The 26,294-nt window shown below is 62.4% G+C and carries 24 protein-coding genes; 14 read left to right on the forward strand and 10 right to left on the reverse strand.

Going from position 1 to position 26,294, the window contains the following annotated elements; translation table 11 throughout:
- The first annotated feature begins 4 nt into the window (after nucleotides 1-4).
- From tatB to EK373_RS04305, 5 genes are all read left to right on the forward strand, one after another.
- Nucleotides 5-433 carry a Sec-independent protein translocase protein TatB gene (gene tatB / locus EK373_RS04285; RefSeq protein WP_129641492.1) on the forward strand — a complete coding sequence of 143 codons (429 nt, stop codon included), beginning with the start codon at nucleotides 5-7 and terminating at the stop codon, nucleotides 431-433.
- 8 nt (nucleotides 434-441) lie between these two features.
- A complete protein-coding gene (gene tatC, locus EK373_RS04290; protein ID WP_129641493.1) occupies nucleotides 442-1,209 on the forward strand; it encodes a twin-arginine translocase subunit TatC in 768 nt (255 codons plus the stop codon).
- Nucleotides 1,210-1,374: 165 nt separating this feature from the next.
- A complete protein-coding gene (locus EK373_RS04295; RefSeq protein ID WP_129641494.1) occupies nucleotides 1,375-2,853 on the forward strand; it encodes a peptide MFS transporter in 1,479 nt (492 codons plus the stop codon).
- 18 nt (nucleotides 2,854-2,871) lie between these two features.
- Complete coding sequence (locus EK373_RS04300) at nucleotides 2,872-4,689, forward strand: M2 family metallopeptidase (protein ID WP_129641495.1); 1,818 nt, start codon at nucleotides 2,872-2,874, stop codon at nucleotides 4,687-4,689.
- Between the two features lie 4 nt (nucleotides 4,690-4,693).
- Nucleotides 4,694-6,640 carry an OPT family oligopeptide transporter gene (locus EK373_RS04305; protein ID WP_129641496.1) on the forward strand — a complete coding sequence of 649 codons (1,947 nt, stop codon included), beginning with the start codon at nucleotides 4,694-4,696 and terminating at the stop codon, nucleotides 6,638-6,640.
- Here the strand turns inward: EK373_RS04305 and EK373_RS04310 are convergent.
- On the reverse strand, nucleotides 6,624-6,998 hold the full coding sequence (locus EK373_RS04310) for a phage holin family protein (protein WP_129641497.1): 375 nt from the start codon (nucleotides 6,996-6,998) through the stop codon (nucleotides 6,624-6,626). The two genes, EK373_RS04305 and EK373_RS04310, sit on opposite strands and share 17 nt — an antisense overlap.
- 105 nt (nucleotides 6,999-7,103) lie before the next feature.
- Here EK373_RS04310 and EK373_RS04315 point away from each other — a divergent pair, with 105 nt between their 5' ends.
- Nucleotides 7,104-7,502, forward strand: coding sequence for an MAPEG family protein (locus EK373_RS04315; protein ID WP_129641498.1), 399 nt, complete (start codon nucleotides 7,104-7,106; stop codon nucleotides 7,500-7,502).
- A gap of 4 nt (nucleotides 7,503-7,506) precedes the next feature.
- On the opposite strand, the gene EK373_RS04320 is transcribed toward EK373_RS04315, so the two are convergent.
- The 3 genes from EK373_RS04320 to EK373_RS04330 all read right to left on the reverse strand — a co-directional run bounded on the left by EK373_RS04320 (nucleotide 7,507) and on the right by EK373_RS04330 (nucleotide 11,207).
- Complete coding sequence (locus EK373_RS04320) at nucleotides 7,507-8,538, reverse strand: GGDEF domain-containing protein (RefSeq protein ID WP_129641499.1); 1,032 nt, start codon at nucleotides 8,536-8,538, stop codon at nucleotides 7,507-7,509.
- A 6-nt stretch (nucleotides 8,539-8,544) separates the two neighbouring features.
- On the reverse strand, nucleotides 8,545-9,837 hold the full coding sequence (locus EK373_RS04325) for a S41 family peptidase (RefSeq protein WP_129641500.1): 1,293 nt from the start codon (nucleotides 9,835-9,837) through the stop codon (nucleotides 8,545-8,547).
- Nucleotides 9,838-10,100: 263 nt separating this feature from the next.
- On the reverse strand, nucleotides 10,101-11,207 hold the full coding sequence (locus EK373_RS04330) for a murein hydrolase activator EnvC family protein (RefSeq protein WP_157994211.1): 1,107 nt from the start codon (nucleotides 11,205-11,207) through the stop codon (nucleotides 10,101-10,103).
- A 181-nt stretch (nucleotides 11,208-11,388) separates the two neighbouring features.
- Between EK373_RS04330 and EK373_RS04335 the strand changes: the two genes are divergently transcribed.
- The 5 genes from EK373_RS04335 (at nucleotide 11,389) to EK373_RS04355 (ending at nucleotide 14,106) form a co-directional block, all read left to right on the forward strand.
- Complete coding sequence (locus tag EK373_RS04335) at nucleotides 11,389-11,835, forward strand: rhodanese-like domain-containing protein (RefSeq protein ID WP_129641502.1); 447 nt, start codon at nucleotides 11,389-11,391, stop codon at nucleotides 11,833-11,835.
- Complete coding sequence (gene grxC / locus EK373_RS04340) at nucleotides 11,835-12,101, forward strand: glutaredoxin 3 (protein WP_129641503.1); 267 nt, start codon at nucleotides 11,835-11,837, stop codon at nucleotides 12,099-12,101. The genes EK373_RS04335 and grxC overlap by 1 nt, the downstream gene beginning before the upstream one ends.
- A gap of 77 nt (nucleotides 12,102-12,178) precedes the next feature.
- Nucleotides 12,179-12,676: a protein-export chaperone SecB gene (gene secB / locus EK373_RS04345; RefSeq protein WP_129641504.1), complete on the forward strand. Its 498-nt coding sequence runs from the start codon at nucleotides 12,179-12,181 to the stop codon at nucleotides 12,674-12,676.
- A gap of 7 nt (nucleotides 12,677-12,683) precedes the next feature.
- Nucleotides 12,684-13,706 carry an NAD(P)H-dependent glycerol-3-phosphate dehydrogenase gene (gpsA, locus tag EK373_RS04350; RefSeq protein ID WP_129641505.1) on the forward strand — a complete coding sequence of 341 codons (1,023 nt, stop codon included), beginning with the start codon at nucleotides 12,684-12,686 and terminating at the stop codon, nucleotides 13,704-13,706.
- A gap of 4 nt (nucleotides 13,707-13,710) precedes the next feature.
- Nucleotides 13,711-14,106 carry a VOC family protein gene (locus EK373_RS04355; RefSeq protein ID WP_129641506.1) on the forward strand — a complete coding sequence of 132 codons (396 nt, stop codon included), beginning with the start codon at nucleotides 13,711-13,713 and terminating at the stop codon, nucleotides 14,104-14,106.
- 3 nt (nucleotides 14,107-14,109) lie between these two features.
- Here EK373_RS04355 and EK373_RS04360 read toward each other — a convergent pair whose 3' ends face one another.
- The 5 genes from EK373_RS04360 to glnA all read right to left on the reverse strand — a co-directional run bounded on the left by EK373_RS04360 (nucleotide 14,110) and on the right by glnA (nucleotide 19,581).
- Nucleotides 14,110-14,565, reverse strand: coding sequence for a tRNA (cytidine(34)-2'-O)-methyltransferase (locus EK373_RS04360; protein WP_129641507.1), 456 nt, complete (start codon nucleotides 14,563-14,565; stop codon nucleotides 14,110-14,112).
- A 115-nt stretch (nucleotides 14,566-14,680) separates the two neighbouring features.
- The gene (ntrC, locus tag EK373_RS04365; RefSeq protein WP_129641508.1) at nucleotides 14,681-16,096 is read right to left on the reverse strand and encodes a nitrogen regulation protein NR(I); all 1,416 of its coding nucleotides are present in this window, start codon (nucleotides 16,094-16,096) and stop codon (nucleotides 14,681-14,683) included.
- On the reverse strand, nucleotides 16,065-17,180 hold the full coding sequence (gene glnL / locus EK373_RS04370; protein WP_198683060.1) for a nitrogen regulation protein NR(II): 1,116 nt from the start codon (nucleotides 17,178-17,180) through the stop codon (nucleotides 16,065-16,067). The genes ntrC and glnL overlap by 32 nt, the downstream gene beginning before the upstream one ends.
- Nucleotides 17,181-17,257: 77 nt before the next feature.
- A complete protein-coding gene (locus EK373_RS04375) occupies nucleotides 17,258-17,992 on the reverse strand; it encodes a DUF4124 domain-containing protein (RefSeq protein WP_157994212.1) in 735 nt (244 codons plus the stop codon).
- 176 nt (nucleotides 17,993-18,168) lie between these two features.
- Nucleotides 18,169-19,581 carry a glutamate--ammonia ligase gene (gene glnA / locus EK373_RS04380; RefSeq protein WP_129641510.1) on the reverse strand — a complete coding sequence of 471 codons (1,413 nt, stop codon included), beginning with the start codon at nucleotides 19,579-19,581 and terminating at the stop codon, nucleotides 18,169-18,171.
- A gap of 415 nt (nucleotides 19,582-19,996) precedes the next feature.
- Here glnA and glyQ point away from each other — a divergent pair, with 415 nt between their 5' ends.
- The 3 genes from glyQ to EK373_RS04395 are packed head-to-tail and all read left to right on the forward strand — an operon-like array spanning nucleotide 19,997 to nucleotide 23,790.
- The gene (glyQ, locus tag EK373_RS04385) at nucleotides 19,997-20,935 is read left to right on the forward strand and encodes a glycine--tRNA ligase subunit alpha (protein ID WP_129641511.1); all 939 of its coding nucleotides are present in this window, start codon (nucleotides 19,997-19,999) and stop codon (nucleotides 20,933-20,935) included.
- Nucleotides 20,932-23,013, forward strand: coding sequence for a glycine--tRNA ligase subunit beta (glyS, locus tag EK373_RS04390; protein ID WP_129641512.1), 2,082 nt, complete (start codon nucleotides 20,932-20,934; stop codon nucleotides 23,011-23,013). The genes glyQ and glyS overlap by 4 nt, the downstream gene beginning before the upstream one ends.
- 18 nt (nucleotides 23,014-23,031) lie before the next feature.
- Nucleotides 23,032-23,790, forward strand: coding sequence for a lysophospholipid acyltransferase family protein (locus tag EK373_RS04395; RefSeq protein ID WP_129641513.1), 759 nt, complete (start codon nucleotides 23,032-23,034; stop codon nucleotides 23,788-23,790).
- Between the two features lie 66 nt (nucleotides 23,791-23,856).
- Here EK373_RS04395 and gyrB read toward each other — a convergent pair whose 3' ends face one another.
- Nucleotides 23,857-26,274, reverse strand: coding sequence for a DNA topoisomerase (ATP-hydrolyzing) subunit B (gyrB, locus tag EK373_RS04400; protein WP_129641514.1), 2,418 nt, complete (start codon nucleotides 26,272-26,274; stop codon nucleotides 23,857-23,859).
- Between the last annotated feature and the right edge of the window lie 20 nt (nucleotides 26,275-26,294).

Below are 26,294 nucleotides of genomic sequence, written 5' to 3' on the forward strand. Positions count from 1 at the left end.
CGCGATGTTCGAAGTCGGATTCACCGAGATCGTCCTGATCCTGGGCCTGGCGCTGCTGGTGCTGGGACCGGAAAAGTTACCTGGCCTGGCCGAGAAGGTCGGCCGCTGGACCGGCCGTGCCCGCGCCATGGCGCGTCAGTTACGAACGCAGCTGGAACAGGAAGTCTCGTTGGACGAGATGACCAAGTCCCGTCCCATGCAGTCGCCGCCGCCAGCATCGCCTCCACCTTCGACCGATACCGCCGCTGCGCCGGCTCAACCTCCCTACGCCGAGACCACGGCCGGTGCGGAGGCAGTCGCGCCGAGCGAGCCACAACCCGCCAGCGATAAACCTCACAATGCTTCGGGACTGGATCTGCAAACCATGGTTTCTGGCATGGAGCCGCCGCCACAATCGGCTGCCGAGACGCCCGCGACAAAAGCTGTGCAATGAGCTCGCGCATGAGTGCTGACGAGCGTGAACAATTAGCCGAAGGCACGCTGATCTCGCACCTGGTCGAATTACGCGACCGGTTGCTGCGTGCGGTGATCTGCATCGGCATCGTTTTCATCCCGTGTGCGATCTACTCGAACCAGCTGTTCACGCTGGTGGCGACGCCGCTGATTCAAAAGATGCCGGCCGGCACGTCGATGATCGCAACCAGCCTGGTCTCGCCGTTTCTCGCGCCGCTGAAACTGGGCCTGTTCGTTGCGCTCTTCATCTCGATGCCGTACGTGCTGTATCAGGCCTGGGCCTTCGTTGCGCCCGGCCTCTACAAGCACGAGAAGCGCTTTGCCGTGCCGCTGGTGGTCTCGAGCATCGTGCTGTTCTATGCCGGCGTGGCCTTCGCCTACTTCGTCGTGTTCCCGCTGATGTTTGCATTCTTCACCACCAGCGCGCCGGCCGGCGTGCAGATGATGACGGACATGCAGAACTATCTGGATTTCGTGCTGCTGCTGTTCTTTGCGTTCGGCATCGCGTTCGAAATTCCGGTCGCGACCGTGCTGCTCGCCTCGACCGGCATGGTCAGCGTCGACACGATGGGCAAGAACCGCGGCTACGTGTTGCTGGGAATTTTCGTCGTCGCCGCGTTCCTGACACCGCCGGATGCGATCTCGCAGACCATGATGGCGGGGCCGATGTACCTGCTGTACGAGATCGGCATCCTGCTGTCGCGCTTCCTGTTGAAGAAGCGGGCCGAGAGCAAGCCGAGCGACGACGAGACCTGAACGTCTCGGTATACATCGAAAGCTTTTGAGCTCCGCGCCGCGACCCAAGCTTGCCCCGCGGCGCGCTCTTCGGTGAGACTGCGCCTCCATGATTTCTGTCATGGTTGCCATCCATAACAACAGCAGCGCCGCGCCCGCGAGCTGCCGCAGGGAGATCCTTCCCGTATGAATCAAAGCATCGAACGCGATTCCACCCATGGGCCGCAGGTGTTCGGTCATCCCCGTGGCCTGATGACCCTGTTCGCCACCGAAGCGTTCGAGCGCTTTACCTACTACGGCATGCGGGCCATCTTGATCCTGTTCATGACCGCGGCCATCGCCGATGGCGGGCTCGGCCTGGACGATCGCACCGCCAGCGCGATTTACGGCTTGTACATTTCCGGCACGTATTTGCTGTCCTTGCTGGGTGGCTGGATCGCCGACCGTCTGATCGGTCAACAGCGCGCGGTGTTCTGGGGCGGCGTGATGATCATGCTCGGCAACGGCTGCCTCGCCACCGGCAACACGCAGCTGTTCTTCATCGGCCTGATGGTGATCGTGCTCGGCGTCGGCCTGCTCAAGCCCAATATCAGCGCCATCGTCGCGCAGCTCTATCCCGAGGGCGGCTCGCGACGCGATGCCGGCTTCTCCATTTTTTACATGGGCATCAACGTCGGCGCGACGCTGGGCTCGCTGCTGGTCCCGATGGCCGCCGAGGCCTTCGGCTGGAATGCCGGTTTCGCACTGCCGGCGATCGGCATGTTGATCGGCCTGGTGCAGTTCCAGGTCACCAAACATTACCTGGGCACCTCCGGTGTGGTGCCGATGGGCGAGCCCGCCAGCTGGACTCCCATCGTCGGTTTCATGGTGGTGCTCGTCGCCGTGATGGCAGCGGTGCTGCTCGGCATGCTGCAGCTCGATCCACTCGCTGTTTCGAAGGCGCTCAACTGGGCCTTGGTGGCGCTGGCCGCCGGCTTCTTCGGTTACCTGCTGTTCGCCGCCGGCCTGCAGCTCGACGAGCGCAAGCGCGTGGTCGCGATGATCGCGCTGTTCATCGCCTGTGCCATGTTCTGGGCGGGCTTCGAGCAGGCCGGCGCATCGTTCAACCTGTTCGCCGAGCGTCACACCGATCGCATGATGTTCGGCTGGGAATTGCCGGCCGGCACGCTGCAAGCAGTGAACCCGGCTTTCATCATTATTTTCGCGCCGGTGTTCGCGGCGATCTGGGTGAACCTGGGTCGACGCAATCTCGATCCGTCGGCGCCCGCGAAATTCGCCATCGGTCTGATGCTGATGGGCTTCGGCTTCCTGGTGATGTTTCTCGCTGCGCGCTACGTCGTCGCAGGCGAGAAGGTGCTGCCGACCTGGCTCATGCTCACGTACCTGCTGCATACATTCGGCGAGTTATGTCTGAGCCCGGTGGGCCTGAGCTCGATGACCAAGCTCGCGCCGCCGCGCTTCGTCGGCCAGGTCATGGGCTTGTGGTTTCTCGCCACCGCGCTCGGCAACAACCTCGCCGGTCAGTTCGCCGGCGAGATCGATCCGAACGATCTGCCCAGCATGCCCGGGCAATTCCTGTATCTGTTCTGGTGGGGCTTCATTGCCGGCGTGGTGTTGCTGGTGCTGACCCCGTTCATCCGCAAGATGATGGCGGGTGTGAAGTAACTCCGTCGGAGAACAGCCATGACTCGTCTATGCGTGCGACTGACTGCAGCGGTCGCTTCCGTGCTTGCCATTGCCGGCTGCGAGCGCAAGCCACAGCCTCCCGCGGCCCAGGCCGAAAACGCTGACGCTTTCATCGAGCGTCTCAATCGCGAGCTCGCGGAGCGGTCGCATGAGCAAAGCTCGGCCGGGTTCGCGTACGCGACCTTCATCAATGTCGACACCGAGTTCCTCAATGCGAAGGCCAACGAGCGCGTGCTGGAGTATTTCAGCGGCGCCGTCGAAAAAGCCAAGGCTTACAAACCGGATGAGCTGAGCCCGAACGCCGCTCGCTCGGTGCAATTGCTCAAGCTCGGCGTCGCCGCGCCCGCGCCCGCCGATGCTACGAAGCGTGCCGAGCTGGCCGCCCTCACTTCGAAAATGGAAGGCATGTACGGCGCCGCGAAGTACTGCCCCAAGGGCCCCGAGTCGTGTAAAGACCAGACCGAGCTGAGCGACATCCTCGCCAACAGTCGGAACTACGACGAATTGACCGACGCGTGGACTGGCTGGCATTCAACAGCGCGGCCGATCCGCAAGGACTACGTGCGTTTCGTCGAGCTGGCGAATGAAGGCGCGAAAGAATTGGGCTTCGCCGATCTCGGCGCGATGTGGCGCTCGAATTACGACATGCCGCCGGACGATTTCACCAAGGAAGCCGCGCGACTGTGGGAACAAGTGAAGCCGCTGTACGGCTCGCTGCACTGTTATGTTCGCGGCAAGCTGCAGAAAACTTACGGCCAGGAGCACGTGCCCGCCGGCAAGCCGATTCCAGCGCAGCTGCTCGGTAACATGTGGGCGCAACAGTGGGGTGAGATTTATCCCCTGGTCGAGCCCTACCCTGGCGCCACCGACTTGGATGTGACTGCGGCGCTGGAGAAACAAAAATACGATCCGGTGAAGATCACGCAGTCGGCCGAGAATTTCTACGTGTCTCTCGGCTTCCCGAAACTGCCGCAGACTTTCTGGGAACGTTCCTTGCTCGCGAAGCCGCGCGATCGTGACGTGCAGTGTCATGCCAGCGCGTGGCACATGGACGGCAAGGAAGACGTGCGCATCAAGCAGTGCATCGAGCCGACGCAGGAACACCTGATGACGGTGTATCACGAGCTCGGTCACGTGTTTTATTACTTGTCCTATAAGGACCAGCCGTATCTGTATCAGAGCGGCGCGAACGACGGCTTCCACGAAGCCATCGGCGACACGGTGAATCTGTCGATGACGCCGGCTTATCTGCACCAGATCGGCCTGGCTGGCGCCGTGAAGCCGAGCAAGGAAGCGACCATCAATCAGCAGATGCGGCTGGCGCTCGACAAGCTCGCGTTCCTGCCGTTCGGCAAGCTGATCGACGAATGGCGCTGGAAAGTGTTCTCCGGCGAGATCAAGCCGGAGAATTACAATGCCGCGTGGTGGCAGCTGCGCGAGCAGTATCAGGGTGTGGCCGCGCCCGTGCCTCGCACCGAAGAGGATTTCGATCCGGGTGCGAAATATCACATTCCGGCGAACACGCCGTACACGCGCTACTTCCTGTCTTACATCCTGCAGTTCCAGTTCCATCGCGCGCTCTGTCAGGCGGCGGGCTTCCAGGGCCCGCTGAACGAATGTTCGATCTACGGCAACGAGGAGGCGGGCAGACGCTTCCGCGAAATGCTGGCGCTGGGACAGAGCCAGCCCTGGCAGGACACGCTCGAGAAACTGACCGGCACGCGCGAGATGGATGCATCGGCGATCACGGAATATTTCGCGCCGTTGCTCGCCTGGCTGGAAGAACAGAACAAAGGCCAAACCTGCGGCTGGTGATCCCATGAATACACCCGCGACTCAAAGCCCGCCGCAGCTGACACCGCGCGCGATCATTCTGTCGGTCGTGCTCGCGATGATTCTCGCGGCGGCGAACACTTATCTTGGTCTGTTTGCGGGTCTGACGATCGCCACCGCCATCCCGGCCGCTGTCGTCTCGATGGCTGTGCTACGCCTGCTGGGCGGCGGTCACATTCTGGAGAACAACATCGTGCAGACCGGCGCGTCTGCCGGCTCATCGATCGCCGCTGGTGTGATCTTCACGGTGCCCGCGTTGGTAATCCTCGGGCATTGGACCGATTTCCAGTACTGGTGGGTGCTGACGATCGCGGGTCTGGGCGGCATCCTCGGCGTGTTGTTCTCGGTGCCGTTGCGTCGTTCGCTGATCGTCGATCAACAGCTGGCATTTCCCGAAGGCAAAGCCGCGGCTGAAGTGCTCAAGGCCGGTGAGAATCCCGCCAGCGGTATTCGCGTGCTCGCAGCTGCTTCTGGACTGGGCGGCCTCGGCAAGCTCATCGCGGCGAGCGGTCTGCGCCTGGTGCCCGACTCAGCTGCGTTCGGCGGCTTCATCGGCAAGGGCATCGCGTACATGGGAACGAACCTGTCGCCGGCGCTGCTCGGGGTAGGCTACATCGTCGGTCTGAACATCGGCATCGTTGTGGTGGCCGGCAGCATTCTCTCCTGGAACATCGCCATCCCGATCTACAGCACCTATTTTCTCGACGGCAATCCCGAGCTCGCGGCTCGTCTGGCCGGTGCGGGCGCTGAAGACGCGGCCGGCGCCATCTGGAGCGCGCAGATCCGATACCTCGGCGTCGGGGCGATGTTGATCGGTGGTATCTGGACGCTGATCTCGCTGCGCAAGTCGCTCATGTCCGGCATTCGCAGCGGTCTCGAAGCGGCACGCGCCGGCGCCTCGAAAGTGGTCGCCGAAACGGAGAAGGATCTGCCGATGAAGGCCGTGCTGATCGGCTTAGTCGTGTTCACCCTGCCGCTGGCGGGGCTGTATCACGCGATCGTGCAGAACTTCGCGGTATCGATCCCCATGACCCTCATCATGATCGTCGCCGGCTTCCTGTTCAGCTCGGTGTCGGCGTACATGGCCGGTCTGGTGGGCTCGTCGAACAATCCGGTCTCGGGCATCACGATCGGCACGATTCTGTTTGCGTCGCTGGTGCTGGCGGCTCTCATGGGCAGTAATGCTCCACTCGGCCCTGTCGCTGCGATCGTGATCGGCGCGGTGGTCTGTTGTGCGGCAGCCGTCGCCGGCGACAACCTGCAGGATCTGAAGGCCGGCTACATGATCGGTGCGACGCCGTGGCGACAGCAAGTGATGCTCGCGATCGGCGCAGCGTCCTGCGCGGTGGTGATGGCGCCGGTGTTGAACCTGCTTGCGAAGGCGTATGGCATCGGCGTCCCCACGCCGGATCATCCGAATCCGCTGCTGGCGCCGCAGGCAACGCTGATGGCCTCAGTAGCGAAAGGTTTGTTTGGCGGCGAGCTGCCATGGGACTTGATCTGGATCGGAGTGGCGATCGGTGCCGCCATCATCATTTGCGATGAAGTCCTGAAGAAGCGCGGCGCCAACTTCCGCACGCCGGTGCTCGCAGCGGCTGTCGGTATTTATTTGCCATTGGACCTGACGGTGCCCATCTTCCTTGGCGGCTTGCTGGCCCATCTGGTCGAGCGAGCCTCGGGAGTTCACAACGATCCCGACGCCGCCGAGCGCATTCATCGCAAGGGTGTGTTGTTCTCCGCCGGCTTGATCACCGGCGAGGCGCTGCTCGGCATCGTGATCGCCATTCCCATCGTGTACAGCGGGCGTGCGGATGTGCTGGCGTTGCCGGAGTTCCTGCACTTCGGCGAGCTGGTGGGCCTGGCGATCTTCGCCGTGATCGGTTGGATCCTGTATCGGGTCGCGGTGAAGGGCGCGCTTACTTCTTCATCGTGATCACTTCGACGCGGCCGTTGTTGGCGATCATGCCCGAGGCCAGCCAGGAAGTGAGACTGACGATGAGCGAGGCGCCCAGCGCGGTCCAGAAACTGTTGATGGCAAAGCCGCCGAGCAGCAGGGCCACCAGGCCGAGCATGCCGGCGTTGATGACCAGCAGGAACAGCCCCAGCGACAGCAGCGTCAACGGCAAGGTGAGGATCACGGCGATCGGCCGGACGATGGCGTTGACGATTCCGAGCAGCACCGCGGCCGCGAGCAACGTCATCGGGCCGTCGAACTGCAGCCCGTCGAAGAGTTGAGTGGCCAGCCATAGTCCCAGGGCGACGATGGCGGCGCGAAAGATAAATCCGGTCATGATGCGATCCTCGTAACGTGACGGGTAAGCTACGGCCCACATCCGTCGCGCCAATGATACGTCCGATATGGAGCCGACCGACAAGTACGTCAATGAGGGAACGCAATGCCTTTTGTCGCAATCGTCACCGTAGTCGCCCTGCTGCAGTTCTTTTGGCTGGCGCTCCAGGTCGGTTTTGCCCGAACCCGCTATGGTGTGGCGGCGCCGGCTACGAGCGGCAACGAAATCTTCGAACGCCACTTCCGCGTACACATGAACACACAGGAACTGCTGGTGATGTTCCTGCCGACGCTATGGATTTTCGCCGCTTACGTCAGCCCGCTGTGGGCGGCGGCGCTCGGCGTGGTGTTCGTTCTGGGCCGCGCCATCTATGCCATTTCATATGTGCGCGATCCCAAGAGCCGTTCGCTCGGCTTCGGGCTGAGCATCTTCCCGGTCCTGATCATGCTGATCGGTATCGGGGTCTGGGCGATCCGCGCGATTCTGATGGGCGCGGCGGGCTGAGGATTTATTCCGGCGGCCGGCGCAGCGCGCGGTCCTGCTGCATGTTCTGATCGGCCAGGATCATCAACTCCTTGGGATAGAGATGATCCTCGGGGAAGTTGGCCGTACCGACATTGACGTTGGCGCGGATCAACCGATTCGCGACGGACACGGTGCCCGCATAAACGTTGTTACGAATGCGCGTGGCGATGGCTCCGCCCATCGCCGTATCCGCCTCGGTCAACAACACCACGAACTCGTCGCCACCGAGCCGGGCCGCCACATCCGAAGTGCGAATGGAACGAGTGATGGCCGCGGCCACCGCGCCCAGGATCTGACTGCCCGCTTCATGACCCATCGTTTCGTTGATGTGGGCCAGGTTGTCCACGTCGACCACGACAATGGTGTAAGGCCGGCCGAAGCGCTCGGCCTTGCGATGTTCCTGCTGCAGGATCTCTTCGAACGAGCGCAAGTTGAGCAAGCCGGTCAGCGCATCGGTGGACGCCAGATCGCTGATCCTTTGCACGGCGCTGTTCATCTGTTCGATCAACGCCGCGATGATCAACGCGACCGCGGCGCCCGGCGCCAGCACGCTCAACAATTGCACGCCGAACTCGGGACCGGCGATGTCCATCTGCGGTGTCAGTGCACCGAGCAGGAAGCCGACCGCCGCGATGACGGTCGTCAGCAATAGCACAACCCACCAGCGACCGAAGGCCAACGACGCGCCGACCAGCGGAATCAGATACAGCGGTACGAGGAAGCTGTGCGCCGAGCCGGTCGCCACTGCGAACAAAGTGATACAGACGATCAGCGCAGCGATGTCGATGCAGTGCTGACGCGCGATCGGCCGCTGAAACGCGGGCACCACGCGCGAGAAGAGAATGCTGACGGTGAGCAGACCGAGCGCAGTGGCGGCCAGCAAGGGCCGCTCCACCGAATCAGGAACGAAAGCGAACTGCAGCGCGCCGATCGCGAGCGTCAGCAGCTCCAGGCACAACAACGCTCTGGCGGCAAATCCCTGGGTTTGGGCCGCAGCAGGCTGAGCCGAGCGCATGCAATGTTACGGGGCGCGACTCTGACGAATGGCGCCGACCGCCTTCTGCTGCAACGTGCTGAGTGCGAGCTGCAGCTCGACGTCGTCCTTGCTGCCGTAGGACTCGGTGACGTCCACACCATCCTTCGGCTTGGGCACATCGTTCTCGTTCACGAGCACGTCGGGCTTGATGCCCTTCTCGTGAATCGACGCGCCGGACGGCGTGAAGTACTTCGACGTCGTGAGCTTGATGGCATGGCCATCGGACAGCGGCAGCACCGTCTGCACCGAGCCCTTGCCGTAAGTCTGACGGCCCACCAGCGTCGCGCGACGATGATCCTGCAAGGCGCCCGCGACGATCTCCGACGCCGAAGCCGAGCTGCCGTTCACGAGCACCACCATGGGCGCGCCTTCGAGCGTATCGCCGGGGTGAGCATCCATTTCGAAGCGGGCGTCGGCGGCGCGGCCGTTAGCCGTCACGATGACGCCGTCTTCGAGGAACACGTCGGATACGCCGACCGCTGCTTCCAGCACGCCGCCAGGATTGTTACGCAGATCCAGCACCAGGCCGCTCAGCGCAGCGCCGTTCTTTTTCTTCAGCGACGCGAGCGAGCGTTCCAGATCGGTCGTGGTCGTTTCGCTGAAGTGCGAGATGCGCACGTAGCCGACGCCACCGTCGAGCAGTTGGTCACGTACGCTGTGAACCTGCACGGCTGCGCGAGACAAAGTGAATTCGAGAGGCTCCTTCGCGTCGGCGCGCGCAATGCTGATCTTCACCGCGGTGCCGGCCTTGCCGCGCATCCGATCGATCGTGTCGCTGAGGTTCTCGACGCTGACCGGTACGTCGTCGACTGCGAGAATGGTATCGCCGGGCAATACGCCCGCCTTCTGGGCCGGGGTGCCGTCGATGGGATTCACCACCTTCACCACGCCGTTCTCCAGCGCGACCTCGATGCCGACGCCGGAATATTCACCGGTGGTGCTGATGCGGATCTCGTCGAACTCCTGCGGGTCCAGATACGCCGAGTGCGCATCGAGGTCGGCGATCATGCCGCGGATGGCGGCTTCGATCAGCTCCTGGTCGGACATCTTTTCGACATATTCCTTACGGACGTGCTCGAGCACTTCCGCGAGCAGGCGCGCGTCCTGCCACGGCACGGACTTCTCGCCGTCATCATCGCTCTCGTCATTCATGACGGCCGTCGGCGGCTCGATCTCCCGCTGCGCCTGGACCGTGCGCCCCACCGACAGGCCAAAGCCCATGATGACGCCGACGCCCAGCACGAGCGCGAAACGAAACGGCATGACTACACGTGACATGAGGGGATGAGAATTCAAGTTCGGCGGCCTTTAAACATAGTACACGTCCAGCTCGCGGCGACAATGCGGCCCACGGCGGTCGCGAATCCGGGACGCCGTTCAAGGAATGGTGAAAAATCCTGTGACAGAGAGATCACGGCACCCAAACCGTGAGCCCCGTCTAAGCGCAGTGGTTCTAGGCTGTCAGCCCGACGCTGGTAGCGACAATCAGTCCATGGCTGAATCGGCTGACCAGCCGCTTCGGACTCCGTCCCGCTGCGCAGTCAGCGCTTGGCCAGCCAGTCGGCCGGGTCGAGCGCCGTGCGGCCTTTGCGAATCTCGAAGTACAAACCGGGCTTGCCCATGCCTGCCGCGTCGCCTACAGCGGCGAGCACATCGCCCGGCTGAACGCGGTCGCCGACGCGCCGATAGACCTGCTCGTTGTGACCATACAAACTCATATAGCCGCCGCCGTGATCGAGCACGACGAGCAGTCCCAAGCCCGGCAACCAGTCGGCGTAAACAACACGACCGTAATACGGCGCGCGCACTTGGGTGCCGCGGTCGGCGGCGATGACCATGCCCTGCCATTTCAGAGGTCCGCCGGCACGCAACGTTCCGAAGCGCGCCAGTAGCGAGCCCTTCACCGGCCAGGGCAGCTTGCCCTTCACCCGCTGGAACGGCTGTTCAGCCAGCTCGGGAAATTCTTCGATGGCCCGACGCAGCTCTTCGACGAGTTTCTCCAACGCCTGCGCTTCACGCTGTAGCTTCGCGAGCTCGTCGTTGCGGTTTTTGATTTTCGATTGCACCTGGGCGAGCGTGCGGGCGCGTTGATCGCGGGCGCCGGCGAGCGATTTCACGTTCTTCGCCTGATCTTCCTCGAGCTGTCGCAGCTGGTCGGTTTCGGTGGCAATGCTCTCGGCCAGCAGCTCGAGATGGGCCAGATGCTCACCGATCGCTGTAATGCGCTCGGCGCGAGCGCGACCGAAATATCCGTAATACGCCAGCATGCGTCCCAGCTGCGCTGGATCCTGCTGGTTGAGCAGCAGCTTCAGCTGCTCCTGACGGCCATTCATATAAGCAACGCGCACTTCGGCGGCGAGCGCATCCCGCTCATCGTCGATGCGCTTGTTGGTAGTCTGCTGCTCGGCCTTCAGATCGGAGAGCCGGTTCTCGGCGGCAATCCGGCGGGCGCGTACATCCGAGAGCCGCTCGCGGGCCGATTGAATCTTCAGCTCGGCTTCCTTCACCTGCCCGGCCAGCGCGTCACGGCGTTCGGCTTCGGCCTGGATGCTCCGGCGGATGGAGTCGATTCGATTACGAACCTGCTTGAGCTCGGCTTCCTTGGCGGCAGGGGTGGGCGCGCCGGCGGCCCAGGCTTGAAAAGCCACGGTCCCCAACCCAAGTGTGCCCAAGACTGTGATCAGAGCCGCCAGCGCGGCCGCGAGACGCAAATTTGACATTGGCTAGGCTAAACCCGGATCCCGGGCCTCGGGAAACTGGGACATCGGCCCGGCTGTTATACTTCGCGCCCTTTTGCCAGCCCCACGGGTTGAATCCCGATCTGCTGCAATGAATCGATTCTTTGAATACACCACCAACCATCCGTTCCTGATCGCCGCTGCGGCGATTCTCGCCGTTCTTGCGATCGTGATCGAGATGCGTCATCGCTCTCGCGGCGCCAGCGCCATCGGCACGGCGGATGCGGTCCGGCTCGCCAACACCGGCGCGCTGGTGGTCGACGTTCGAGACAGCAAGGATTACGAGGCTGGACACATCATCGAGGCGCGCCACATCCCTGCGGCTGAAATAGGCAGCCGCGCGGAATCCTTGAAGAAATTCAAGGAGAAGCCGGTCATCGTCTATTGCGATGCCGGCTTTACCTCGGCCGGAGCCGCGCGCCAGTTGCGCGCTTCGGGTTTCAACAAAGTGGTGACCTTGAGCGGTGGTCTGAACAGCTGGCGGCAGGAAAACCTGCCGTTGGTCAAAGGTGCCGCCAAGAAGGACGGTAAGCACTGATGAGCGAAATCGTGATGTATTCAACCGGGTGGTGCGGCTACTGCCAGCGTGCGCGCAATCTGCTGGAGCGCAAGGGCGCGGCTTTTCGTGAGATCAAGGTCGACGAAGTGCCGGGCGAGCGCGAAGTGATGCTGCAAAAGAGTAACGGCCGCCGCACCGTGCCGCAGATCTTCATCGGCGAACGCCATATCGGCGGCTACGACGACCTCGCGGCTCTCGATAGAGCCGGCGAATTGGATAAACTGCTCGCTCAATTGCCCAGGTAAGGGCGCTATAGGCGCGGGTCCAGTCACATTCATGTCCGCGCTCATTATTATTCGACGAATACGACAGAGGACTCGACATGGTTGACGAAGTACCCGCCTCCAACGGCCAGAACGCCGACCCCAATGCGCCGCAGTTCGCGCCGCAGGCGGTGTATCTGAAAGATGTGTCTTTCGAGGCGCCGACCGGCCCGCGCGTCAATCCGAACACCAACCCCACGATCAACCTGAACCTCAACACCGCGGTCAACGACATTGGCGGTGACATGAAGGAAGTCGTGCTGACCGTGCGCGTCGAAGCCCAGGCGGACAACAAGACGCTTTGGCTGGTCGAGTTGCAGCAGGCGGGCGCCTTCGGCCTCCGCAACGTGCCGCAGGCCGACATGCAGCGTCTGCTCGGCATTTTCTGCCCGAACTACTTGCTGCCCTATGCTCGCCAGGTGATCTCCGATCTGCTCATGAAGGGCGGTTTCCCGCCGTTCCTGCTGCCGCCGGTGAACTTCGACGCGCTGTTCGCCCAAGCGGCGGCTCGCCAAGGGCAGCAGCCGGCGGCTCCGGGCGCTCCTTCCGTCAACTGATCGCGCCATGTCTGTCGCGCCAGAGGCGGCGGCCGACGGCTCAACATGCGTAGTGCTGGGCGCCGGCTCTTGGGGCACGGCGCTCGCGATCCAGTTAGCTCGCGTCGCGCTTCCCACCGTGCTGTGGGGGCGCGATCCGACGCATCTCGCCGAGCTTCAACGCGATCGGCGTAATGCACGCTATTTACCAGCTGCTGCGTTTCCGGAGCAGCTGCGCATCGAGCCCGATTTAAAGACAGCTCTGCAGGCGAGTCGCGATGTCATCGTGGCTGTGCCCAGTCATGCCCTGCGCGGGATGCTCGAGGAAATCGCTCCTCATTTGTTGCCGGATGCCCGCGTGGCTTGGGCGACTAAAGGATTCGAAGTCTCTACGGGCTTATTGCCGCACCAGGTTGCGCGCGAGGTGTTGGGCGAAAGCGTGCCTACCGCCGTGATCTCAGGACCGACGTTTGCCAAGGAAGTGGGCGCCGGGCTGCCGACGGCGATGACAATCGCTGCCTCAGATCCTGGTTTCGCTGCCGAGTTGGCCCAGCGTTTCTCCGGCCAGAACTTCCGCGCTTATACGTCGACCGATATCACCGGCGTCGAGGTCGGTGGCGCCATCAAGAACGTGATGGCGATCGGCGCGGGCATTTCCGATGGCCTGGGCTACGGCGCCAACACGCGCATTGCTTTGATCGCCCGCGGCTTGGTCGAGATGACTCGCCTGGGCGTTGCGCTGGGCGCGAAGAAAGAAACATTCATGGGATTGGCAGGGCTCGGCGATCTGGTGCTGACGTGCACGGACAATCAATCGCGCAATCGGCGCTTTGGCTTGGCGCTGGCGTCGGGCGAGAAGGTGGACGCCGCACAGAAGACGATCGGCCAGGTTGTTGAGGGCGTGCTCGCCGCCAATGCAGTTCGAACCGTCGCGCAGCGAGCGGGCGTGGAGATGCCGATTTGCGAGCAGGTTTACCGCGTCGTTTATGAAGGCGTTGCGCCCAAAGATGCGGTGAAGGAATTGATGAGTCGGGCGCTCAAGCCGGAGTGAGCTGATGGAATCGATCCAACCCTTTCTGATGTTCCAGGGAGAACAAGCCGAAGCGGCGATGAATTTCTACGCTTCGCTGTTTCCCGATACCCGGATCACCGATATCCAGCGCTACGGCCCGGGAGCGGCCGGCAAGGAAGGCTCGGTGCTGCGAGCCACGCTCTCGATCGCCGGTCAGAGCGTGATGTGCATCGACAGTCCCGTGAAGCATGCTTTCACTTTCACGCCGGCGTTTTCCTTCTTCATCGATTGCAGCTCCGAAGCAGAGCAAAGCAAGCTGGTCACGGCGCTGTCCGAACACGGAGCGGTGCTGATGCCGCTCGCCAACTACGGTTTCAGTCGCAAGTTCGCGTGGGTGAATGACCGCTTCGGTGTGTCCTGGCAGTTGAACCTGCCCTGAGGCTCAGACAAATCCGAGTTGTCGCCACGCTTCGTACACGATCACCGCGGCAGCGTTGGAAAGATTCAAACTGCGATTGCCGGCACGCATCGGGATCGTGAGCCGATGCTCGGCCGGGCAAGTCTCGAGTAGATCTTGCGGCAGGCCGCGGGTTTCGGGCCCGAAAACGAAGGCGTCGCCCGGCGCGAATTGCGGCTGATCGTAACGAGTCTTGCCGCGCGTCGAGATTGCAAACCAGCGCTTCACGGAAATGGCGTTGAAGCACTCGTCCAACGAATCCCACGCACGAACATTCGCGAGGTCGGCGTAATCCATCCCCGCGCGGCGCACGGCCTTCTCGCTGATGTCGAAACCGAGCGGCCGGATCAGGTGCAGCGACGAGCCGGAGTTGGCGCACAGGCGAATAATGTTGCCCGTGTTCGGAGGAATCTCCGGCTGGAAAAGAATGACGTGGAACAACTCAGCGCCCTGCTAGCGAACAGTCGCGGAGATTAACAGCGCCTGCGTTGATGAGCGATGGCGCTGTCTTGATCAGCGCGGCGAAGCCGCGCAACACCTGATACCGATGGCCGCGTTATTCGTCGTCCATCGCCAGCTCTTTGAGCTTGCGCGTCAGGGTATTTCTGCCCCAGCCGAGCAGCTTCGCCGCTTCCTGGCGGCCACCTTCTGCTTTACGCAAGGCCGCCCGGATCAGCGTGCGTTCGAACTCGGGCATGGCGTCGTCGAGCAGCGGGGTCTCGCCAGCGGCGAGGCGCTTCTCGGCCCAGTTGGTGAGCTGGCGGGTCCATTCGTCCTGCAACTTCGCCGGTCCCGGCACACCGCCCAGATCGGCTGGAATGTCTTCGGCTTTGATCTCGCGACCCGGCGCAGTCACCGTCAGGCGGCGGCACGCGTTCACCACCTGGCGAACATTGCCCGGCCAGTCAAAGTTGGACAGCGCCGCTGCCGCCTCCGGCGTCAACACTTTCGACTCGACACCCAGCTCGACCGCTGCCTCGGTCAGGTAGTGCATCAGCAGCTCCGGAATATCTTCACGGCGCTGACGCAGTGGCGGTACTTCGATTCGAATCACGTTCAGGCGATGTAACAAGTCCTCGCGGAACAGGTTCTGCTTCACTCGCCCTTCCAGATCCTGGTGAGTCGCCGCGATCACTCGCACATCGACTCGCACCGGCACCTGGCCGCCGACGCGATAGAACTCGCCTTCCGCCAACACACGCAGCAGACGGGTCTGCAGCTGCGGCGACATGTCACCGATTTCGTCGAGAAACAAGGTGCCGCCATCCGCCTGCTCGAAACGTCCGCGACGCTGCGAGTCCGCGCCGGTGAACGAGCCTTTCTCGTGACCGAACAATTCGGACTCGAGCAGATCAGCCGTGAACGCCGACGTGTTCAACGCGATGAACGCCTTGTTCGCACGCGGGCTGTGACGATGTAAGGCGCGGGCAACCAGCTCTTTACCTGTGCCCGATTCGCCCGTGATCAACACCGTCATGCTCGAGCGCGACAGCCGACCGATCGCACGAAACACTTCCTGCATGGCCGGCGCCTGGCCGAGCATTTCGGGAATACGCCGCGCTTCCGTCGAAGCTTCCTCGACGCGCGTCTTTTGCTGAGCCGCGCGACGCACCAGATCGACCGCCTGATCGATATCGAACGGCTTCGGCAAATATTCGAACGCGCCGCCTTGATAGGCAGCGACCGCACTATCCAGATCCGAATGCGCGGTCATCACGATGACCGGCAAGTCGGGTTGGTTATCTCTAATCTCCGTCAACAGCTCCAGGCCGCTGCGACCGGGCATGCGAATGTCAGTAATCAAAACATCGGGTCGATCCCGTCGCAGCGCTGCGAGCGCCGTGTCCGCGTGATCGAAGGCTGTGGGCGCCATGCCGCCCTGGCGCAGCGCGCGCTCCAGCACCCAACGGATGGAGGCATCGTCGTCGACGAGCCAGACGTTAAGAGGCTTCACCGGTGTGGTCTGTAACATGGAATGGCAACAAAATAGTAAAGATGGTTAGACCCGGCCTGCTCTCGAATTCGATCAGGCCGTCGTGACGACTCACCAGGTCTTGCGCCACTGCCAGACCAAGTCCAGTACCGTCGGCTCGCCCCGTAACGAGCGGATAAAACAAAGTGTCGCGCAGATGCTCGGGCACGCCCGGGCCGTTGTCCTCGAACTGCACGCTGGCAACCAGTCGATGCCGACGCGCGCCGATATTCACATTGGTGAGCGCACGAGTGCGCAACACCAGCCGTCCGCTGCGACCGGCGGTTTGGGCCAGCGCCTGCATGGCGTTTTTGCCCAGATTCAACATCGCTTGAATGATCAGATCGCGATCCAGGTGCAGCGGCGGCAGGCTCGGATCGTAATCGCGATCGATGACGACGCCGGGTGGCGCGTCAGCCCCGAGCAGATGACCCACGTGCTGGAGCAGCTCGTGAATGTTGATCGATTTCTTGCGGGGCAGGTGTCCGGGACCGAGCAACGTGTCGACCAGCGTCACCAGGCGATCGGCTTCGCTGATGATGACCGTCGTGTATTCGCGCATCGATGCATCGTCGAGCTGACGTGCCAGCAGCTGCGCGGCGCCTCGCAATCCACCGAGTGGATTCTTGATCTCGTGCGCGAGCTGACGAATCATCAGGCGACTGCCGCCGATCTGAGTCAGCAGTGCAGTTTCGCGCGTGATGCGCTGGTGCTGAGTGGCGTCGCTGATCTCGATGAGCACGGCGCCTGGGGCGCCACTCTCCTCATAAGGGGCCACGGTGCAATCGACGACCAGCTCGCCGTCGCCATAGATCGGACGCAGCTGCAGCTCACGTCGAGAGAAAGGACGCGATGTCGTGGCCGCGCGAGCGATGACCTCGTCGAGCACGGCAGAGTCTTCTAACAATTCAGCCAGCGGACGGCCGCGCACCTGATTGCGGCTGACGCCGAACAGCGTCTCGGCCGAAACATTCAAAAAGAGCAGCGAGCGCGTGCGATCGACGATCAGCACGCTGGTGCTGAGGCTGTCGAGGATGCGCGCGGAGTCAGCGGTGGCCATGAGATGTGAGGGCTGTGCAGCCATTCGCGTCCTTCACCGTGGCCACGTGCGAAGGAGCGACGCGGCCGCTCGCTCGAGCGGCACGCGGACGGAAACAAATATTACTTGCCGGTGTTCGGGCCCACGGGCGCGGGCTTCGGCTTCGCGGGCGCCTTCGGGGGCACCACGGGGGCGGGCTTGGTGCGCACCGGCAAGTTGGTGCGCGGATCCATGGCTGCCTTGCTGCCGTTCAACGCGGCGTAGCTCGGCTGCTTGGTCGCCAGCTTGTTGCCCGCCGCACGCTTCGGCGGTTTGCTGCGCATGGCCGGACCGACCGGCGGCTGCGCGGCCGACTCCTGGCGCACGTGGAAAGTAACAACCGGCGTTTCTTGAATCGTCCGGCCGCTCGCAGTGATGACTGCCTTCACGGTGTGCGTGCCGCGCGGCATGTTCGAGAACTCGTAACTCTCCGCGCTCGGGTTGAAATCCGATACGGGCGCGCCGTCCAGATACAACGCCACGGAATGGCCCCGGCTCATCGACGGGCTCACCGCCAGCTGCACGGTGACGTTGCCACCGGTGTTGACGATGGACTGATCCTGTTGGGGACTGACGATGACGAAGCGCGAATAAGCCGGACCGGCTTTGGCTTGCGTTTCCTGCGGCGCTGATGGCGCGTAAGTAGGCGGCGGACTGGCGGGACGATTCACGCCGCCGCTCATTTCCACCTTTTCCGCACCCGCCGTGGGTTGATCGGAGAAGTGCGTGACACCCTTCTCGTCCACCCACTTGTAAACGGTCTGACCGGCGAAGGCCGGTGCCGCCAGTGCGAGGAGAACATAAAGCGCCGTACGCATATGTAATGAGCATAGCCGCTCCACCTCGACCTGACAAAAGCGGCGACGGCGCATTTGTGATGGCCGTCACCATAATCAAAAACGTATCAGCGGCCTGCATCCAAAATGCCGGCTCCGGGCTGAACGCCGGGCGGTAAAACCCGGCGTCCAACGTGAACCGCCGCTGACTGCTGTCGTCACACGCTGTAATACAGCTCGAACTCCAGCGGGTGCGTCGACATACGCACCTTGGTCACTTCCTGCATCTTCAACGCGATGTACGCGTCGATGACGTCGTCGGTGAACACACCGCCGGCCTTCAAGAAGCCGCGGTCCGCATCCAGAGCCTGCAGCGCCTGTTCCAGCGAGTAGCAGACTTCCGGAATGTTCTTCGCTTCTTCCGGCGGCAGGTCGTACAGATCCTTGTCCGCGGCTTCGCCCGGGTGGATCTTGTTCTGAATGCCGTCGAGGCCGGCCATCATCATGGCCGCGAACGCGAGATACGGATTCGCGGTCGAGTCCGGGAAGCGCACTTCGATACGACGGCCCTTCGGGTTCGACACCCAGGGAATACGGATGGAAGCAGAACGGTTGCGCGCCGAGTACGCCAGCATCACCGGCGCTTCGAAGTGCGGCACCAGGCGCTTGTAGCTGTTGGTGCTGGCGTTCGTGAACGCGTTGATGGCCTTGGCGTGCTTGATGATGCCGCCGATGTAATAAAGAGCGAGATCGGAGAGGCCGGCGTACTTGTCGCCCGCGAACAGCGGCTTGCCGTCCTTCGAGATCGACTGGTGCACGTGCATGCCGCTGCCGTTGTCGCCGACGATGGGCTTCGGCATGAAGGTCACGGTCTTGCCGTAGGCGTGCGCGACGTTGTGGATCGCGTACTTGAGCATCTGCACTTCGTCAGCCTTCTTCACCAGCGTGTTGGCGTTCACGCCGATTTCGCACTGGCCGGCGGTCGCCACCTCGTGGTGGTGCACTTCGACCTTCATGCCCAGCTCTTCGAGGGCATTACACATGGCCGAACGGATGTCCTGGAACGAGTCGACCGGCGGCACGGGGAAGTAGCCACCCTTCACGCCCGGACGGTGCGCCATGTTGCCGCCCTCGAAGCTCTTGCCCGAAGACCAGGCGGCTTCGACGGAATTGATCTCGAAGAACGACCCCTGCATGTTGGTGCCGTACTTCACGTCGTCGAAAATGAAGAATTCGTTTTCGGGGCCGAACAGCGCCTTGTCGCCGACGCCAGTGGACTTCAGGTAGGCCTCGGCGCGCTTGGCGATCGAACGCGGATCGCGCTCGTAACCCTGCATGGTCGCGGGCTCGAGCACGTCGCAGCGGATGATCAGCGTGGTTTCCTCGAAGAACGGATCGAGCACGGCGGTGCTGGCATCCGGCATGAGCACCATGTCGGACTCGTTGATGCCCTTCCAGCCGGCGATCGAGGAGCCGTCGAACATCTTGCCGTCGTCGAAGAAGCTTTGGTCGACGGTGTGCGCCGGGACGGTCACGTGCTGCTCTTTGCCGCGAGTGTCCGTGAAGCGCAAGTCAACGTATTTGACCTCCTTCTCTTTCAGCATGCTGAGGACTTCAGCGGGGGTCGTCATGAGTTCTCCTCCGGTAGACAGCGAGATTGAGATGTCCCGGGCCGCTCGCCGCTACGACGCCAGGAGGTTGTTGAGGGCTGCGGGCCATGGCTGAGTGTTCTTCGAGCGGGGCCCACCGAATCGCCAGACAAAATTGCAGGAAGCATGCCAGCGCACCGTCATGGCGCAAATGCTTGGATTTGATGGAGCGGCCCGGAAAACATTACAGAACTACGCTCCAAATTGGAGCACACCGTCTGGAGACTGCACCATACGTGTGCATCCCCTGTCATGCCCCAGCCCCAATCTGTAGCAGGTCGTCGTTTCACGGGGGTTGCGGCCTGCGCCCGGTGAGACCTACTGCTCAACGTGTGCGGCCTTGGAACATAACCCGCACGGTATACTCGCGCGCTTTTCCCCACTGACCGGACCCCAGATGGCCGCATCGAAAGCCGTCGTCCCGCCGCGGACTTTTCAAGACCTGATCTTCGCCCTCCAGTCGTACTGGTCGAAGCAAGGCTGCGTGATCTTGCAGCCCTACGACATGGAGATGGGCGCAGGCACCTTTCACACCGGCACCCTGCTCCGGGCCGTTGGCCCCGAGCCGTGGAGCGCGGCGTATGTGCAGCCTTCGCGCCGGCCGACGGACGGTCGCTATGGCGACAATCCCTTCCGCCTGCAGCACTACTACCAATTCCAGGTGGTGTTGAAGCCGTCGCCGCCGAACATCGTCGATCTGTACCTCGGCTCGCTGGCGTCGCTCGGCTTCGATCCGCTCACTCACGACATTCGCCTGGTCGAGGACAACTGGGAATCGCCAACGCTCGGCGCCTGGGGTCTCGGCTGGGAAATCTGGCTGAACGGCATGGAAGTCACGCAGTTCACCTACTTCCAGCAAGTGGGCGGCCTGGACTGCAAGCCGGTGATGGGCGAGATCACTTACGGCCTGGAGCGCCTGGCGATGTATCTGCAGGGCGTGCAGAGCGTCTATGACCTGCTGTGGGCGGACGGCCCGCTCGGCCGCGTGACCTACGGCGATGTTTATCACCAGAACGAAGTGGAGCAGTCGAAGTACAACTTCGAGCTGGCGGATACGGCGCTGCTGTTCCGTCACTTCGACGATCACGAGGCGGCGTGCAAGAAGCTGCTCGAGAGCGGTCTCGCACTGCCGGCGTATGAGCAGATGCTCAAGACATCGCACACTTTCAATCTGCTCGACGCACGCAAGGCCATCTCGGTCACCGAGCGCCAGCGCTTCATCCTTCGTGTGCGCGCGCTCGCGAAAGAAGTCGCCGAGACCTATTACAAGACCCGCGAAGCGCTGGGCTTCCCGATGTTGAATCGCGCGGGCGCCGAAGCTGGAACCACAGCATGAGCAAACGTGACTTTCTGGTTGAGATCGGCACCGAAGAACTGCCGCCGAAATCGTTGTTCACTTTGTCCGAGGCCTTTGCGGCCGGTGTGACCAAAGGCCTCGATGACGCATCTATCAAACACGGCGACGTGAAGTGGTACGCCACGCCGCGCCGGTTAGCTGTATTCGTGGCCGGTGTTGCCGATCAACAGCCGGATCAACAGATCAAACGTCAGGGCCCCTCGGTTGCGAATGCCTTCGGTCCCGATGGTCAGCCGACCAAGGCGGCGCTGGGCTTCGCGGCATCGTGTGGCGTGACTATCGAACAGCTGGTGCAGGTCGACGGTCCCAAGGGCAAGGTGCTGCAGTTCGAAGGCTCGAAGCCGGGCGCCGCTACCTCGACGCTGCTGCCGGGCATTGTGACCACCTCGCTCGAGGGTCTGCCCATCGCCCGCCGCATGCGATGGGGCGCGGGCTCACAGGAGTTCGTGCGTCCCGTTCACTGGGTCGTGATGTTGTTCGGTACGAGCGTCGTTGAGGCGGAGATCCTGGGCATTCCGGCGGGCAAGCAGTCGCAGGGCCACCGGTTCCACGGGCCGAAGCAGTTGGCGATCAGCAATCCCGCAAAGTACGCCGAAGTGTTGCTCGAGAAGGGGCATGTCGTCGCCGACGTTGCAGCTCGTCGTGAGCGCATCCGCGCCGAAGTTAATTCGCTGGCCGACGCGATAGGCGGCCAGGCGGTCATCGAAGACTGGTTGCTCGACGAAGTCACGGCGCTGGTCGAATGGCCGGTCGCTCTGTCGGGGCGCTTCGATGAACAGTTCCTGCGTCTGCCGCAGGAAGTGCCGATCGCGACCATGCAGGACAATCAACGTTACTTCCCGGTGCGCAGCAACGACGGGCACTTGATGAACTATTTCATCACCGTTGCAAACATCGCCAGCCGCGAACCGGATCGGGTGCGCGATGGCAATGAACGGGTCGTGCGTCCACGCCTGGCCGACGCGGCATTCTTCTGGGACACCGATCGGAAGGAACGTCTCGAGGCGCGTTTCGCCGCACTGAAGGCGGTGACCTTCCAGGCGAAGCTGGGATCGCTGGCTGATAAGAGCACTCGCGTCGTTACGATCGCGCAGCGGATCGCCGAAAGCATCGGTGGCAATGCTGAACTCGCGGCACGCGCGGCCAAGCTGAGCAAATGTGATTTGCTGTCGGCGATGGTCGGAGAATTCCCCGAGCTGCAAGGCTTGATGGGCAAGTACTACGCGCAGCTCGACGGCGAAGCTGCCGAAGTCGCCACAGCGCTCGAGGAACAATATTGGCCGCGCTTCGCCGGTGACAAATTGCCTGCCACGAAGACCGGCATCGCGCTGTCGGTCGCCGACAAGCTCGACACCATCGCGGGCATTTTCAGCATTGGCCAGAAGCCGTCCGGCACCAAAGATCCATACGGTCTGCGGCGTGCGGCGTTGGGCATCCTGCGCACGATCAACGAGCACAAGCTCGATCTGGATCTGCGCCGGCTGGTGGACGCGGCGGTCTCGTTGCAGCCGGTTACGGCACCTGAAAACATCGGCGATGAGATCTGGGGTTATCTGATGGAGCGCCTGCGTTCCTCGTACCTGGAAGATGCGGGCGGCCGTGCGGTCACGACTGAAATGTTCGATGCCGTGCTTGCGAGCAAGCCGCAATCGACGCTCGATCTCGACATCCGCCTGCAGGCGCTGGAAGGGTTCCTGACATTGCCTGAAGCGGCGAGCCTGGCCGCCGCGAACAAGCGTATTGCCAACATTCTGCGCAAAGCCACTGGCGACCTTTCCGGGATCGTGGAAATCGGCCAGTTCCGCGAGCCGGCGGAACGCCAGCTGTTCGATCACGTTGTTTCCATGGAGCGGGCGGTCAATCCCTTGTTCTCCCGTCGTGAGTACACCGGCGCACTGACGCAGCTCGCGACCTTGAAGGACGACGTGGATCGCTTCTTCGATTCGGTGATGGTGATGGCCGAAGATCCGGACGTCCGCGCGAATCGATTAGGCTTGCTGGTGCGGCTGCGTGGACTGTTCCTGCAGGTGGCGGATTTGTCGCGATTGCCGGGTTAGGAAGGACGAGGCATCTGAATGCAGCTGCTGAGGTCGATTTTATTTACCACTTCGCTGTTCGTTGGGACGCTGCTCTATGCAGTAGTCGTGCTCGCGTTTGGCTGGCTACCGAGCCAACAGCTGTACGCGATTGCGCGGAGCTGGGGTCGCGTGAATATGTGGCTGCTCGCAAAGCTCTGCGGTCTCACTTATACGGTCGAGGGTAGGGAAAACATTCCGCCGGGCGCGCATGTTTCCATGTGGAAGCATTCATCTGCCTGGGAAACCATCGCGCAGGCCGCTGTCTTTCCGCCGCAGGCCTGGGTACTCAAGCGCGAGCTGATGTGGATCCCGTTGGTCGGCTGGGCCGTGAAATGTCTCAAGCCTATCGCCATCAATCGCAAGGCTGGCGCGACAGCCGTGACTCAAGTGGTAGAGCAGGGCAAGCAGCGCCTGGAACAAGGCCTGTGGGTTTTGATCTTTCCTGAGGGCACACGCGTGGCCGTCGGCGAGACTCGCAAGTACGGCGTCAGCGGCTCGCTGCTCGCATCGAAAGCCGGGTGCAAAATTATTCCGGTCGCTCACAACGCCGGATACTTCTGGCCTCGCCGCGGCTGGGTGAAGAAGCCGGGCACGATTCGCGTCGTCATCGGCCCGCCCATCGATGCGGCAGGCCGCGATCCTCGTGAGCTCAATGAGGAAGTGCGGACGTGGATCGAGAAGAAGCTCGCAACGCTGTCCTCGACTGGGGAGAGTGGCGTGTCGGATGCGTCGGGTCGGCCGATCGCTGCCGGCTAGCTATAATTATTCTTGATTGTTGGGTGGCAGAATCCAGAATTTCTGCCACCCAACATTAGCTTTTAGTTAAATGTCGAGATTGGCGACCGCGAGTGCATTCTTCTCGATGAACTCACGCCGCGGCTCGACCTGGTCGCCCATCAGGGTCGCGAAGATGTCGTTCGCCGCCAGGGCATCCTCGATCCGCACCTGGATCAAACGACGAGTCTGCGGATTGATGGTCGTGTCCCAAAGCTGCTCGGGATTCATTTCGCCCAGACCTTTGTAGCGCTGGATGCTCTGCCCTTTACGACCAGACTCGAGCAGCCAGTTGATCGCTTCTTTGAAGCCACCCACTTCCTGCTTGCTGTCGTTCTTCGCAATGTAAGCGCCCGGCTTGAACAGTCCGGCGAGGGTCGTCCCGAGGTCGGCAATGCTCCGATACTCCGCCGACTCGAAGAACTCGCGATGGATGTGCTTCTCCTGGGTGATGCCGTGCTCGATGCGAGCAACCAGCAAGCGAGGCGTTCCGCCATCCACAGCAGCCAGCACTCGCACGCGATACTTCCGAGCGGCATCGTCGTAAGCGTTGAGCTGGGTCTCCAGCGTGCGGCCCCACTGCGTCAGCCAGTCGAGCTGATCGTGATTCGCGGGCGTGACCTCGGGCATGTACAGCAGCTGCTCGAGCACTCGCTCGTCGTAGCGCCGGGACGATCGTCGGATGATCGAGGCGACTTCCATCCAGCGGCGAGCCAGAGTCTCCAGAGCTGAACCCGTCATCGGCGTCGGCTGGGCCGGATCGGCGAACAGCTGCGCATCTTCCAGGGCGTAGGTCAGGAGCATGGAATCGAGCTCGGCCTGGTCCTTCACATAGTGCTCGGACTTGCCCTTCTTCAATTTGAACAGCGGCGGCTGAGCGATGTAGATGTGCCCGCGCTCGATCAGCTGCGGCATCTGGCGATAGAAGAAGGTGAGCAGCAGGGTACGGATGTGCGAGCCGTCCACGTCCGCGTCGGTCATGACGATGATGCGGTGATAGCGCAGCTTGGTCACATCGAAATCGTCCGCGCCGATTCCGCACCCGAGCGCGGTGATCAGGGTGCCCACTTCGGCCGATGACAGCATCTTGTCGAAGCGCGCCTTCTCGACGTTCAGGATCTTGCCCTTCAACGGCAGGATGGCCTGAGTGCGCCGATCCCTGCCCTGCTTCGCCGAGCCGCCTGCGGAGTCACCCTCGACCAGGAACATCTCGGACAGCGCCGGATCCTTCTCTTGGCAGTCCGCCAACTTGCCCGGCAGACCGGCCAGGTCGAGGGCGCCTTTGCGGCGAGTCATCTCGCGAGCCTTCCGGGCCGCTTCGCGGGCACGGGCAGCTTCCAACACCTTATTAGCGACGGCTTTGGCCTGCGGCGGATGCTCCATCAGGAACTCCTCCAGCTTGGCGCCCACCGCCGACTCTACGATGCCTTTGATCTCGGACGAGACCAGCTTGTCCTTGGTCTGCGACGAGAACTTCGGGTCCGGCATCTTCACGGACAGGATCGCGGTCAGGCCTTCGCGGGCGTCGTCGCCGCTCATGGCCACCTTGTCCTTGGCCGCGAATTCCTTGTCGATGTAGGCATTGAGCGTGCGGGTCAGGGCGCTACGAAAGCCAGCCAGGTGGGTGCCGCCGTCCTTCTGAGGAATGTTGTTCGTGTAGCAGCTCATGCTCTCCTGGTAGGAGTCGTTCCACTGCAGCCCCAACTCGACGGTGATCGGGCCTTCCTGCGTCCGGAACCAGATGATGGTGTCGTGGATGGCCTGGGCATTGCGGTTCAAGTAGCGGACGAACTCCTTGATGCCACCCTCGTGGTGGAAGGTCTCGTGCTTGTCGTCGCGCTCGTCGATGAGTTCGATGCGGACGCCTGAGTTGAGGAACGACAGCTCGCGCAGGCGCTTGGCCAGAATGCTGTAGTCGAACTCAATATTGGTGAAAGTCGCGGAGCTCGGCTTGAAGCGGATGATGGTGCCGCGCTTCTGGGTGGTACCGACCTCGGCGAGCGGCGCTTGCGGCTCACCCAGGCGGTACTCCTGTTGGTACAGGCGGCCTTCCTTATGAATGGTCAGCAGCAGGTACTCGGATAGGGCGTTCACCACCGAGACGCCGACGCCGTGGAGTCCGCCGGAAACCTTGTAGGAGGAATCGTCGAACTTACCGCCGGCGTGCAGGATGGTCATGATGACTTCGGCCGCCGAAACACCCTCCTCCGGATGGATATCCACAGGTATTCCACGGCCGTCATCGGACACCGTGACCGACTGATCCGCGTGGATCGTGACGATCACTTGGGAGCAGTGACCCGCCAGTGCTTCGTCGACTGAGTTATCGACGACCTCAAATACCATGTGATGTAGACCGGTCCCGTCATCGGTGTCACCGATGTACATTCCGGGGCGCTTGCGGACCGCGTCGAGGCCCTTCAAGACTTTGATTTTGCTGGAATCGTAGACGTCTTTATCTGTCATGGTCCGGCCTGAAATAAGTG

Source organism: Peristeroidobacter agariperforans, from assembly GCF_004138335.1.
Classification (GTDB): Bacteria; Pseudomonadota; Gammaproteobacteria; order Steroidobacterales; family Steroidobacteraceae; genus Steroidobacter; species Steroidobacter agariperforans.